The organism is Glutamicibacter sp. (assembly GCF_035257265.1).
Taxonomy (GTDB): domain Bacteria; phylum Actinomycetota; class Actinomycetes; order Actinomycetales; family Micrococcaceae; genus Glutamicibacter.
Window position 1 is genome coordinate 1 of record NZ_DATEXC010000039.1, and the last position, 13329, is coordinate 13329.

At 55.7% G+C, this 13329-nt stretch carries 10 protein-coding genes and 1 tRNA gene; 6 read left to right on the plus strand and 5 right to left on the minus strand.

Going from position 1 to position 13329, the window contains the following annotated elements; all coding sequences use genetic code 11:
- Window positions 1-144: 144 nt before the first annotated feature.
- Window positions 145-217 (minus strand) — tRNA-Ala (locus tag VJ369_RS10945).
- A gap of 194 nt (window positions 218-411) precedes the next feature.
- On the opposite strand from VJ369_RS10945, the gene VJ369_RS10950 reads away from it, so the two are divergent.
- The gene (locus VJ369_RS10950; RefSeq protein ID WP_324092107.1) at window positions 412-846 is read left to right on the plus strand and encodes a VOC family protein; all 435 of its coding nucleotides are present in this window, start codon (window positions 412-414) and stop codon (window positions 844-846) included.
- A 67-nt stretch (window positions 847-913) separates the two neighbouring features.
- Here the strand turns inward: VJ369_RS10950 and VJ369_RS10955 are convergent, their stop codons facing one another.
- Entirely contained in the window at window positions 914-2158 is a 1245-nt protein-coding gene (locus VJ369_RS10955; RefSeq protein WP_324092108.1) for an MFS transporter, read from the minus strand.
- 169 nt (window positions 2159-2327) lie between these two features.
- Between VJ369_RS10955 and VJ369_RS10960 the strand changes: the two genes are divergently transcribed.
- Window positions 2328-3272, plus strand: a complete 945-nt coding sequence (locus VJ369_RS10960) for an endonuclease/exonuclease/phosphatase family protein (protein ID WP_324092109.1) — start codon at window positions 2328-2330, stop codon at window positions 3270-3272.
- 4 nt (window positions 3273-3276) lie between these two features.
- Here VJ369_RS10960 and VJ369_RS10965 read toward each other — a convergent pair whose 3' ends face one another.
- Window positions 3277-3945, minus strand: coding sequence for an alpha-ketoglutarate-dependent dioxygenase AlkB (locus tag VJ369_RS10965; protein WP_324092110.1), 669 nt, complete (start codon window positions 3943-3945; stop codon window positions 3277-3279).
- 234 nt (window positions 3946-4179) lie between these two features.
- Here VJ369_RS10965 and VJ369_RS10970 point away from each other — a divergent pair, with 234 nt between their 5' ends.
- The 3 genes from VJ369_RS10970 to hutU all read left to right on the plus strand — a co-directional run bounded on the left by VJ369_RS10970 (window position 4180) and on the right by hutU (window position 7726).
- Window positions 4180-5094, plus strand: a complete 915-nt coding sequence (locus VJ369_RS10970; RefSeq protein ID WP_324092111.1) for a carbohydrate kinase — start codon at window positions 4180-4182, stop codon at window positions 5092-5094.
- Between the two features lie 72 nt (window positions 5095-5166).
- Complete coding sequence (locus VJ369_RS10975; RefSeq protein ID WP_324092112.1) at window positions 5167-5955, plus strand: IclR family transcriptional regulator; 789 nt, start codon at window positions 5167-5169, stop codon at window positions 5953-5955.
- A 100-nt stretch (window positions 5956-6055) separates the two neighbouring features.
- Window positions 6056-7726, plus strand: a complete 1671-nt coding sequence (hutU, locus tag VJ369_RS10980) for a urocanate hydratase (protein ID WP_324092113.1) — start codon at window positions 6056-6058, stop codon at window positions 7724-7726.
- Between the two features lie 258 nt (window positions 7727-7984).
- On the opposite strand, the gene VJ369_RS10985 is transcribed toward hutU, so the two are convergent.
- Both VJ369_RS10985 and VJ369_RS10990 read right to left on the minus strand, forming a co-directional pair.
- Window positions 7985-8236: a hypothetical protein gene (locus VJ369_RS10985; RefSeq protein ID WP_324092114.1), complete on the minus strand. Its 252-nt coding sequence runs from the start codon at window positions 8234-8236 to the stop codon at window positions 7985-7987.
- Window positions 8237-8659: 423 nt separating this feature from the next.
- Window positions 8660-11395 carry an ornithine decarboxylase gene (locus tag VJ369_RS10990; RefSeq protein ID WP_324092115.1) on the minus strand — a complete coding sequence of 912 codons (2736 nt, stop codon included), beginning with the start codon at window positions 11393-11395 and terminating at the stop codon, window positions 8660-8662.
- Between the two features lie 387 nt (window positions 11396-11782).
- Between VJ369_RS10990 and hutH the strand changes: the two genes are divergently transcribed.
- Window positions 11783-13327 (plus strand): histidine ammonia-lyase, encoded by a 1545-nt coding sequence (gene hutH, locus VJ369_RS10995; protein ID WP_324092116.1) that lies wholly within the window; start codon window positions 11783-11785, stop codon window positions 13325-13327.
- Window positions 13328-13329 lie beyond the last annotated feature (2 nt).

A 13329-nucleotide genomic window follows, 5' to 3' on the forward strand; every position in this document is an offset into this window, starting at 1 on the left:
CCTCAGTCGGCATGTGATCAACGAAGAACGGAACTACTGGCCGGATAAACAGAAAACCCCTGGCCGTTGGCCAGGGGTCCCTGATGAAGATTTGTAAAGCGTGTCGCAACTCATCTGTAAACTATGTCGCGACTCTTCACACTGTGGAGGTAAGGGGATTCGAACCCCTGACCTTCTGCATGCCATGCAGACGCGCTACCAACTGCGCCATACCCCCAGATGAAGGTTTGATTCCCGCGATCTTTTGGACCGGCGAACCGAGATATAACTCTACCGGAGCCTGCCGGTAAATTCCAAATCGACCCGCAGAGAGGCCAATCAAAACCGCTCTTCACAACTAAGTGACCCAGTGGAAGAATGGCTTTCGTGGGCTTATCGGTCCAACAAACTTCGGCGAAAGGCATTGATCCAATGACCGTTGCTATGACTCCTTATTTGGTATTTGGTGGTGTCGCCCGCGAGGCGATGGAACACTACCATTCGATCTTCGGCGGTGAATACTCCGCCATGACATTCCAGGAAGGCATGAATGATGGTAACCCTGCCACGGCCGACCTGATTATGCATTCGTCGTTATTCGTCGACCGCGGATTACATCTCATGGGTTCCGACGCCCCACTGGAAATGAACGTCACCGGCAACGGCACTGTCGCGCTCAGCAGTGATGCCACCGATCCGGCCGACGAGGCAAAACTCACCGGCTGGTGGGAGAAGCTTTCGGTCGATTCGCGCATTGACGAACCGCTTGCCAAGGCCCCCTGGGGCGACTCATTCGGGATGTTGACCGACAAATTTGGTGTTCGCTGGATGTTTAACATCAGTGCGGTACGCGGCGAAGAAAGCTAACCCGTTGCGATAAAGGGCCAGGGCGAGGATCGGTTGATCCTCGCCCTGGCCCTTATCCATTCAACGACTATTTTCTTTCTGGCCCGTCGATTTGTTCCAGCACAGCATCGGCGCCAATGACCAGCCCAATTTTCTGTGCTCGACGCTGGGTGATCCATGCGATGAGCAATCCAAGTGCCGCCAGAATTGCGCCCACTATGGACGGTGCACGATAGCTGAAGCCTGCGGTAATCACCATGGCGCCTAAGGCAGCGCCCAGGGCGTTGGCCACGTTCAGTGCGGAGTGGTTCAGCGACGCCGCCAACGACTGCGCGTGCGGTGCAGAGTCCATCAACAGCGTCTGCAAGCTCGGAATGAGCAATGATCCAACGGCCCCGAGAACAAACACCATAATCAAGGTCGGGATTACCCACGAGGCAACCGCGGCGAAGGTCAGCATACTGAAAACCATCAACACACTGGCAAGCTTGATCGCTCCGAAGATCGACCAATCGGCGAGTCTGCCACCAATAAGCGAACCGGCCACCATGCCTACACCGTAAAGTCCCAAGGCCAACGGCACGAGGGCGATGTCCAGCCCGGTTTCGTCGGTAAGTGTGGGCGAGATATATGAATAGACGGCGAAGAACCCGCCGAAGCCAACAATGCCTGTAGCCATGGCCAACCAAACCTGCACGTTCTTGAGAGCCGAAAGTTCCCGGCGCATGCTGGCACCTTGGGTGGCTTTACGCATTGGCACAAAGAGGCTGATCAAGACAAAGGTAAGTACACCCACCGCGGCGACCACGAGGAACATTGAGCGCCAACCGGTTGCCTGACCAAGCAGAGTCACTAAGGGAACGCCGGCAACGTTCGCCACGGACAGGCCAAGCATGACCCAGGCAATGGCTCGGCCTCGCATACTTGCGGGGACTATGTTGCCAGCCAGCACGCCGGCCAGACCGAAGTAAGCGCCGTGCGGTAATCCGGAGAGGAATCGAGTGAACAACATGGTCTGGTAATCCGCAGCAAAGAACGAGGAAAGGTTTGCGACGGCGAAGAGCAGGATCAGAATTTGCACCGCTCGTTTTTTGGAGATTTTTGCGGCGAGAGCCGTCAGTACCGGAGCGCCAACCACCACACCGATGGCGTAGGTACTAATCACCAGGCCCATCTGGGAGTTGCTCACGCCTAGATCGGTGGCACCTTCTTGCAGTAAGCCCATCATGGCAAATTCAGTCACACCAATGCCGAAACCACCCATGCCCAAGGCAATAATCGCGAAGAGCAAAGTTCTGCCTTCTAAATATCGTGGTGGCGCTACTTGGTTCATGGAGCCTCTAACTTTACTTCGATGGTGGGTGTGCTTTTAGTACGACAACGTTGGCGCCAGTATCAATCGTAGTGACAATACCTCTCGGGTACCCAACGCATAACTCGATATCAGTATTCCGCGGTCAATCCACGGCTCTGCCAGCAACGTGTGGCAATCTGGAATCCTCATGTCCAATGCAGCCCATCATCGTCTGACCGCCGGCCGGCTGGCCGGGAGGTTATTGATAGTTCTCTTATCCCTGGCACTCACGGTAGTGCTTGTAGCCCATCGAAGCTTTCCAGAGCGCGCTGGGCTTGGCCTGTTCCTCGACAATTTGGCCCCGTGGCTAGGTTTTGGGATACCTGTGCTGCTACTTTTAGCCATGCTGGTGCGCGGCCGAATCGCCTTCCTGATCCTCTTACTACCGGCCATCGCTTGGGCATGGATATTTGGTGCAGCTTTCATTCCTGCAAACCCGCCGGAACCCGTGGATAAATTCACGGTGGCCACACAAAACGTGCATCAAGATGGAGCGGTTACCTCGGCTCAAGGATTAGTGGCCGAGGGTGCGGATTTAATAAGTCTGCAAGAACTTGGTGAGGGACAAGCCGAACAGGTGGGACAGCTCTTAGCTGATTCTCACCCGCATCAGTTTTCGGTGGGAACCGTAGGCGTCTACAGCAAGTATCCCATCCTGGATCAGCAGCCTTTGGATCTCGGCTTGGGCTGGTCGCGAGCTGCGAAGTTGCGCATACAAACGGAAACTGAACAGGTGACCGTATATGCGGTTCATGCGGCTTCGGCACGCCCCTTGGACCATGAAGAGCGGGATATGATGCTTAGGAATTTGGGCCAAATCATGGCCCTTGACCGTAGCTCGAAAATCATTGCGCTCGGCGATTTTAATGCGACCAGCACCGACAGGCATTTCACTCCGATCTCTGACCAGCTCGAAGAAGTTCCACACGAGTCCTGGGGATTCGGCATGACCTGGCCAAGTCGCCCGGTGCCCGTTCTAAAAATTGATCATGTCATGGTTCGTGGCCTGGATACGGGATCGGCCAGTACGCTGCCGCTCGGCGATTCTGATCATCGAGCAGTGTTTGCCACTCTTGATTTGGCGTCGTCCTAACGACCTAGCTCATCCCAGTTTCACGCAGGGTGATGTTGATTCGTCCGCCACCCAGTTTCCAGTGTGCGGGCCCGGTGCCCGGATAAATCCTAGTCACCGCATGAAAAGCCCAGCGGGCGGGACCTTCAAAAACAAAAAGATCCCCTGAAGCCAACCTCACATCCTGATAGGGCTTGGTCCGCGTTTCACTGTTCCCCAGACGGAAATTTGCGCTGTCCCCAATAGACAGCGAAACGATAGGCGCATTGATCTTCTCCTCCGCATCCTGATGCATTCCCATGGTTGAACCGGGCGGATAATAATTAATGATCGCCACATCTGGGTTGTATACCCGGGCGTTAGCCGGACCTGCGGTGGCCTCGGCCACCGCGCGCCGGCCTAATTCAACAAGCCAGTCTGGCATTGGCGGGACTGGCGCCCCGTTGAGGTCCTCGGCGGTGCGGGTGTATTGATAGTTGCCCCAATGCCATCCAAGGCACACGGTTTTGACCTTCATAGGATGCCCGTTGACTAAGGTGGAATGCGGCGGCACTGGCCCTTCTCCCCAGCTGAGAAACTGCTCGGTGATCCAATCTTGCTGCTCGATTGTGAGCCATCCGGGTACATGGACTGCGCCGGGCCGGAGGGTCTGCGGCTCGCGGCCTAAAGCACCATCGTCAAAGAGGGACTGCATGGTTCTACTGTGCAGCGAGCGAGCCCCTGGAGGCAACTGCGCATGAGTTGCGCAGCCGCTCCACATTCGAGAAAACGTTGAATTCGCCCAGGCCTACGCCGAACCTGCCGGAGCGGTTAAGCGCCGGCAGTCCCGTAGAATCTGGTCCTGCTGAACGCCATGAGGTGCCCAGCCACACACCTTGGTTCGAGAGTCGATTGTGGCTATTTAGGCGAATATCCGTAGTATCGAGTCATGGCACAGATACAGGTGGTTGGCGAAGCTCTAGCCGATATCGTTGATGGCGTAGCACATCCAGGTGGTTCCCCGATGAATGTCGCGGTGGGACTAGGCCGTTTGGGCCATGAGGTCACCTTGACCACCGACCTTGGCGATGATGAGCACGGCGCATTAATTTCAGCGCATCTAGCCGATTCCTCGGTAAAACTTGCGGCCGGCACTTACTCGCAGGAGTCCACCAGTTATGCAACCGTCTCCGTGGACGGAGTGGGCGATGCGACCTATGAATTTAGTTTGTCCTGGGACCTGCCTCAGGGAGTGGCCGCCTCCGAGGCACAACTTTTACACACCGGATCCATCGCTGGATGGCTGGCACCGGGTTGCGAAAAAGTCCTTGAAGCTTTTGAAGCGTCACCGGCACATCAGTTGCGCAGTTACGACCCCAATGTGCGCCCTCAGCTCATCAGCAAGCGCTCCACCGCGGTGCGGCAAATCGAAAAAATGATGAGCCTGTCCCATATCGTCAAGCTCAGTGATGATGACGCCCTGTGGTTATATCCCGGGTGGGATTGCCAGCGGATCCTTGACCATATTCTGGAACGTGGAGCGAAACTCGCGGTCATGACTTTCGGTGCGCGCGGCGCCACGGCCCGCGCGAAGAACACCGAGGTGATGGTTCATTCACGTCCGGTAAAGATTGTCGACACCATCGGTGCCGGTGATGCCTTCATGTCTGGGTTGCTTCATGGGCTGCTTAATAGCTCCTTGGCGCAGTCACTGACTACCAAGGGTGCCGCTCTGGATCAGAACGAATTGGAATTCGCGTTGACTCAAGCGACTCGTTGCTCCGAGCTGACCGTGTTGACTTCAGGGGCTAATCCACCGCGGCTTGAGGCGCTCAACGAATCCCTGCAGGCACAGATTTTATAGTTCCCTCCATTAGTCGACGCAGAGTGTTGCTAGAGTTCCCTAGCAGGTATGCGTTTCAACTAAGGGGTAATTATGGGCAGCAAGGTACCGGCAGCTGAAAACACGCTGCGCGTCTTGCGTTTACTGGCAAGCCGGAAATCGCCGACCCCTGCGGCGATGATCGCTAAACTGCTGGAGTTACCGCGCTCGAGTGTGTACCAGCTACTCAACGTCATGCTCGAACAGGGTTTTATCGCCCACTACCCCGAGGAAAAGGCCTACGGGCTGGGAGTCTCCTCATTTGAACTTTCCAGCGCCTACACGCGTCAGGAACCCTTAGCGCGGTTCGGCGCTCCGTTGATTGCGCAGCTGGTGGACAAGGTGGGTGAAAGCGCCCATCTTGCGGTCCTGCACGGCGCGGACGTGCTCTACATCGTGGAGGAACGAGCCAAGGGACGGCCCTCCTTGGTCACCGAAGTCGGTGTGCGTTTACCTTCGCACTTGACCGCCTCGGGCCGGGCCATTCTTGGCGCACTCCCAAAATCCCAGGTTCGTGCGTTGTATCCGGGGACCTCAAGTTTCAGTAGCCGGGCTCAAGACAGCGGGATAAATTCCTATCAGCAGTTGCGCCGCGAATTAGACCAGACCTCCAAACGTGGTTTCGCGGTAGAGCGTGGAGACGTGACGGCCGATTTCCATTCGCTCGCGGTTGAGATTTTAGATGCCAACGGTTGGCCGGTTGCAGCGGTTGCCGTCACCTTCCTCGGCGACCGGGTTCCAGAAGATCACTGGGAACCGCTACTGGAACAAATTCGCCAAACCGCCGCGCAGCTGACCTCGCGGATTCAAGGCCGGCGCAATAGCCCCGTACCCGCAGTCTGAAATTCCGGACAGCACCGTGAAAACCCCCGTGTGCTGGAAGCGCCCTATGGCCAATGATGGAAGCAGTTAGTTACTTCACTTACCGCTAAAGGAGTCCATCGTGAGCCATGAACCACGAGTCGTCCGCGCCCCACGTGGCACAAAGCTCAACGCCAAATCTTGGGCTACCGAAGCACCGCTGCGGATGCTGATGAACAACCTCGACCCAGAGGTTGCCGAACGCCCGGAGGACCTGGTCGTTTACGGTGGCACCGGCAAGGCCACACGCTCATGGGAGGCCTTTGACGCCATCGTCGAGACGCTCAAGGATCTGGAAGAAAACGAAACCTTACTCATCCAGTCCGGTAAGCCAGTGGGCGTATTCCGCACCAACAAGTGGGCACCGCGTGTATTGATCGCTAACTCAAACTTGGTTGGCGACTGGGCCAACTGGGAGCATTTCCGCAAACTCGAGGCCGAAGGCCTGATGATGTACGGGCAGATGACTGCAGGCTCCTGGATTTACATTGGCACCCAGGGAATCTTGCAGGGCACCTATGAAACCTTTGCGGCCATCGGGCGCAAACGATACAACGGCACGTTGGCAAATACGCTGACGCTGACCGGTGGTTGTGGTGGCATGGGTGGGGCACAACCACTGGCGGTCACGCTGAATAATGGTGCTTGCCTGATCGTTGATGTCGATGAAACCCGGCTACGTCGGCGCGTGTCCAAGCGCTACCTCGATGAGGTGGAACTAGACCTAGACAAGGCGCTGGCCAAGGTCTCCGCAGCGAAGGCTGAGGGCCGCGGACATTCCGTTGGATACGTCGGCAACGCCGCCGAGGTTTTCCCCGAGCTGTTGCGACGCCACAAGGCCGGTGAAGTGTCATTCGATATCGTCACCGACCAGACCAGCGCACACGATCCGCTGAGCTACCTCCCAGTGGAATACACCTTGGAACAGTGGTCCGAAGCGGCGGCCGCCGATGCCGCCGATTTCACCCACAAGGCCCAGGCGTCGATGGCCAAGCAGGTTCAGGCGATGGTTGAATTCCAGGATCTCGGCGTAGAGGTATTTGACTACGGAAACTCGATCCGCGACGAAGCCCGAAAGGGCGGCTACGAACGGGCGTTTGAATTCCCAGGCTTCGTTCCCGCATATATCCGACCACTCTTCTGTGAGGGGCTTGGCCCGTTCCGCTGGGTAGCATTATCCGGCGATCCTGAAGATATCCGCGTTACCGATCAAGCATTGAAAGAACTATTCCCGGAGAACGAACATCTGCACCGTTGGTTGGATGCTGCCGCGGAACGCGTGGAGTTTGAGGGACTGCCAGCACGTATCTGCTGGTTGGGCTACGGCGAACGTGCCAAGGCAGGGTTGCTCTTTAATCAGTTAGTCGCCGAGGGCAAGGTTTCGGCACCAATCGTCATCGGCCGCGATCATCTGGATTCCGGTTCTGTGGCTTCTCCTTACCGGGAGACCGAGGCCATGGCTGACGGCTCCGATGCGGTAGCCGATTGGCCGCTATTGAATGCACTCACGGCAACGAGCTCGGGGGCTTCTTGGGTTTCCATCCACCATGGTGGCGGTGTGGGCATGGGCCGCTCCATCCACGCAGGCCAGGTCTCCTTGGCTGATGGCAGCGAAATGGCTGCCGCCAAACTTGAAGCACTGCTGACCAATGATCCAGGTATGGGCGTCATCCGCCACGTTGATGCCGGGTATGACCGCGCAATCGAGGTCGCAGCGGAACGCGGTGTGCGCATCCCGATGCAGGGTAAGTAGCAAGTACCCGTCAACAGACGCGGTCCACGAAAGTTCAGCAGTGGTACTGCAGGCTTTTGTGGCCCGCATTCGGTACGCGTGAGAAAGCACCGGCCAAGTCAGGATCTCGTATCCGGGTAACTGCTATCGCAGCGTACGCCAGACTCGTCATAGCAGTGACCCGCCGCATCGTTGATTGAAGCGACGGGTCACTGGGGTACAACTAGATGATCTTAACCTCGGCATGTGGACTGGCCCGATGGGATGTTTCAACTCCCTTTAAGAACCAGCATTGGTGCCACCATTAAAATGATCTAGTCGGCTGGGTCCTGCAATCATTCGGAATACACCCCAGCACATGAGCATTGTTCCCCAGGCAACGATGATCCATAAAGGATTCATGCCAGGGGCCACTCCCATAGGCACCCAAAATATGGCTACCGAGAACATGATCGCGAACAGGGCCCCACCTGCGGCTAATCCCAAGCCTAGGTGGGTATTCAGTTGAGACGCTCCGTGAATCGTAGGCATGGCGTCACTCCATTTCTGCCCGGGAATCCCGGGATAGAATCGGCTTTCTTCCATTGAGCTGACGGTATCGAATTTGTCCGCCAGAAAAGCGAAGTGGACAGTCGTCTATTCGCCTGTGCTTTTGCGTGATTCCATATTCTGGTCCCTTCCAGAAGACTTATCGCCCAGTAGCCGGCTATAGCAACAATGCTCTCGCCTACGGCCACTACTTCTCACCATACGCCGGAATTACACTCATGGCGCAGGTTCATACCAAACATTCAGGGGATGGGAAATAGCATCAGTGACCCGTTGTTCTCAGCTACTGGCGCTTGCTGATTTACCGCGCAGATTTCTGATGGCTCGCGGGCTGATAGGTAACGTGCCAACGGGAAATGATGTGGCCAGTGCAGGAGCCTGCAAGCAGACTCCTACACTGAAGACCTATAGTCGCTTTGCGGCTACACTGGCCAGCGCTTCGGAGGTAAAGACCTGATATCCGAAGTCACCGTGGTATCCGTGAATTTCGCGAGTATCCAGGACATCCATGTAGTCGAGAATTTCAGTTGAGACTACCTGACCCGGAACCAGCACGGGGAAGCCTGGCGGGTATGGTGTCACGAAGGCAGCAGAAACTACTTGTTCCCCACTGTGAATCCTTTGACGGATCTCGGGTGAGAACATGAAGTGCGTGGCAGGGTCTTGATACGTCAGGTAGTAGGCCGAACGCATGTCACCACTTCCACCACCGCCACTAAATTCATCAGCGAAATAGCTGAAATCAGGCATCGGCACTTCTGTTGCAGGAACCTTCTTGCCGTCACTCATGGCACGCCCATCAAGCCGGCGCTCGTGCTCCAGCTCCTCGGCGATCTTCACTAACACTTCAATCAAGTGCGCAACCGCCGAACGGTTAGTACCAATGTTTGTCATCAGCAACACCGAGGTGCGGCTGGTCTTATTCACCTGAATTGAGTGACCATCCATCAGGTAGGTGTGTTTGAAGGTGTCTCCATCTACGCCAGTACGGCTGATGTCTAGGGTCAGTCGTGACGGGTCGACAACAAACTCATCCTCGGCCCATGACCGGTCCCAAACTTCCAGCCCGTCGCGTACCGGATCAGCGGTAGCACTGCACCGGTATTCACCAGGGATTAGCTCTTGAGTATCAAGCACTCGGAAGTATTTGCGCAAGAGTTTATTGCGTGTCATGGCCCGGACGATTGACTGCGCTAAATCCACCTGTCGCTGCACCAGCGCATAACCCTCAAGTTCTGCCTGACGTCGCCCAATATCCAAAGATGCGAGGATCTGATAGTTCGGGGACGTAGAGGTGTGAGTCATGTAGGCTTCGCGGAAGGAATTTCGGTTACGCTCGGCAAAATCCTGATCATGAATATGAATCATGGAACCCTGGCGCAATGAGGTCAAGGTCTTATGCGTCGATTGCGTCGAATAGACTCGCAATCGAGTCTTTGCAGGATCCGCCAACAGGCGCGTTTTTATCCACGCATCGTCATTGGACGGATCATCCAGGGTTCCGGGCTCGGGCAATGCTGCCTGTTGAGCAGCAAAACGCTCGCGGTAGTCTTTGGTCTCGAACGTGGTTCGGATTCGCTCAGCCGCGGCCATACCTGTGCGCTGACGATAAATCGGGTGGAAACCAGCAAAAGCGAACCATGCTTCGTCCCAAAGAAAAACCAAGTCAGGCTTGATTGCCAAGCATTCTTCCATGACCCGACGCGGATCATAAACAATTCCGTCAAAGGTGCAGTTAGTCAGCGTCAACATTTTGACCTTGTGCAACAAACCTTCACGACGCAGCTGCAGCAGGCGACCCTTGATCTCTTCCAGAGATACTGCCCCATACATTGAGTGTTCGTTCAGCGGGTAAGCCTCTAAATAACTGACGTTTGCGCCTGCCAGCACCAGCGAGTAGTGGTGCGATTTATGGCAGTTTCGGTCAACGAGAACAATATCGCCTGGAGCCAGAATTGACTGGTGGACAATCTTGTTTGCGGTGGAGGTGCCGTTCGTAACGAAATAGGTCCTGTGGCTGTTGAACGCGCGAGCCGCTAGTTCATGAGCTTGCTTAATGGAGCTCTGCGGATCAAGCAGCGAATCGAGACCACCAGAGGTGGCCGAGGTTTCAGCCAGCAAAAGGTTTTTCCCGTAGAAATCTACGATGTCGCGTGCCCAGGGAGAATTTTGCACAGAACCCGCACGGGAAATCGGCATCGCGTGGAATACTCCGCCTGGGCGCTTGGCGTAGGTCTGCAAGGCGTGGAAGAAAGGAGTGTTATACCGTTCCAGAACTTCGGCTATCAATGACAAGTGCAGGTCCATGCCATCGTTGCGGGAGAAGATGCGCTTGAAGCGCCCGGTAATCTCATGCGCAATAGACTCCAGCGCAACCCCGGCAATCAGGTACACAGGGATCTCGGGACGGAGCAGATCGATAATTGCTTCCAGATCCAAAATCCGGTCGATTTGTCGCATCGTTTTGAAGCGTCCGACGGTATACCGGGAGACGTACTTGCCTAATGTGGCGCTCAAACGCCGGCGAGTTTCCAATTCAAAACGGGCGGTGAGCACGACCGCTTGAATTGTCGGATTGATGACGATCGCAGTCAGCGCATCTTCGACGCTAGGAACTACGACAAAACTGTAGACGAACGAATCAGTTCGTTGACGCTGTTCCAGCATCTCTGCCTTGAAACGTTCAATTTCGTCCGCCGGCCCATTATCGACGAGCAGTATTTCAACCTTAGGGGTGAATTTCCGCTGCGTAGGGCGAGTCTCATTACCGCGTAGATCGAGGCTCTGCGCGGCAGCTTCGCTTTCCTCAGCGTCAATATCGTGGCCTTCGCCATCAATATATTGCGTCTGGGTGCGGAAAGACTGATTAGCCTGGTAAACCTTAATCAAGGCATCACGAAAGTGGCCTTCGTTCATCAGGGTTTCAACTTCGTTAAAATAATCGATTCCCGGTGAGGCCCAGTATGGTTCGATGGCCGAAAGTAGGCTCAGTAGTTGTCTTGCATCGTGCTCGTGCTGCTCACCGGAGACTTTGTCATCGAGACCTCGAATGATCTCACCTAGGACATATCCGAGGTGCTCCCATGCATCTTTGCGCTTTCGCCAAGCACTTTCTGGTGTCGCTGCTACTTGTTTTTTCATTGTGGTCAACCTTGCGCTCACGGTTGCCGGTCCTTCGCTCGTTCTTCAATGTTTTGATAACCGATGTGTTGTCAAAACCGCGCCACGTCGTTGTGGCTTGGTCTCCAGAGCCTACGTCAGTCTCCACAGAATTCTGGTATTCGTGAAGACAATTTACGAATTTCACGTAACGATGAGAAGTAATCTCTTTGATACAAGAATGTATACGAAATGCGACATTTAATTAATGACATTTCGATGAATTTTTCCGAACTATACAAAACTAGCTAAGGGCTTCACGTCCTGTCCGAAATAACAGACAGATTAGTGCGGAGCAAGCGAAATACACGCTGATTCTGGCGAAGAATAGACGTTAGAGACAGCTTCACTTACGAACGGAACACCTTCATGAATACCTCGCCTGCTTCGGTAACGCTTCATCTGACCAATACGACGGAACAGGACGTCCTCCACGTTGCCCGTCATGATATTCAGGTCGATATCTCGGCCGAAGTGAGCGAGAAATTAGCCGAAGTCCGCACACATATTGATGCACTGGCGGCTTCTGAAACTCCGGTTTATGGCATCTCCACTGGTTTTGGTGCTTTAGCTACACGACATATCGCTCCGGCAGACCGCGCCAAGTTACAACGCTCACTGATCCGCTCACATGCCGCAGGCATGGGTGCCCCGGTAGAGCGTGAAGTAGTCCGCGCATTGATGTTCCTCCGCGCGAAGACGCTAGCCAGTGGACGCACCGGGGTGCGCCCGGTAGTGCTTGAAACCATGGTCGCCCTATTAAACGCCGGGATCACCCCTGTCGTACGCGAATACGGTTCACTTGGCTGCTCCGGAGACCTCGCACCACTTTCGCATTGCGCGTTAGTTCTTATGGGTGAAGGTGAAGCGACCGACAAACACGGAGTAAACCGCCCAGTGCCCGAGCTACTTGCAGAGGCTGGAATCACCCCCTTAGAGCTGGCTGAAAAGGAAGGTCTTGCGCTGGTCAACGGAACCGATGGCATGCTGGGCATGCTCGTGATGGCGTTGGCTGACCTTGATGATCTAGCCGATATCGCAGATGTCAGCGCAGCCATGAGTGTGGAAGCCCAGTTCGGCACGGATCAGGTGTTCCGTCCCGAACTTCACGAACCGCTGCGTCCACATCCAGGCCAGGCGCTTAGCGCGGCCAACATGTTTGGCGCACTTCAGGGTTCGCAGGTTGTGGCTTCACACCGCGAAGGTGATGGACGTGTCCAGGACGCGTATTCATTACGTTGCTCCCCACAGGTCACCGGGGCCGTGCGAGACACCATCACCCATGCGCGGATGGTTGCGACCCGCGAGTTAGCTGCGGCAATCGATAACCCCGTAGTGCTTCCCTCCGGAGAGGTCTCTTCCAACGGAAACTTTCACGGGGCACCGGTCGCCTACGTCCTGGATTTCTTGGCAATCGCCGTGGCAGACCTTGGTTCTATTGCCGAACGGCGAACCGACCGCATGCTTGATCCAGCTCGTTCTCGAGATCTTCCTGCGTTCCTTGCCGATGATCCCGGCGTGGACTCCGGAATGATGATCGCGCAGTACACACAGGCCGGACTAGTGGCAGAAAATAAGCGTCTGGCGGTACCTGCCAGCGTTGATTCCATTCCCTCCTCGGCAATGCAGGAAGACCATGTGTCCCTCGGATGGCATGCAGCACGCAAGCTACGCACCGCGGTGGATAACCTGCGCCGCGTATTGACTATCGAATTAGTCGTTGCTTCGCGAGCCTTAGACCTGCGAAAGCCACTCACTCCGGCACCCATCACAGGTGCCGTCCACGAGGTCATCCGCAGCAGAGTAGCAGGCCCCGGAGAGGACCGTTTCCTCTCCGCTGAGCTGGAGGCAGCCTACGAACTGCTGGCCGACGGGACCGTAATTTCAGCGTTACATCGCGCGCAGGGCAGGTAGTT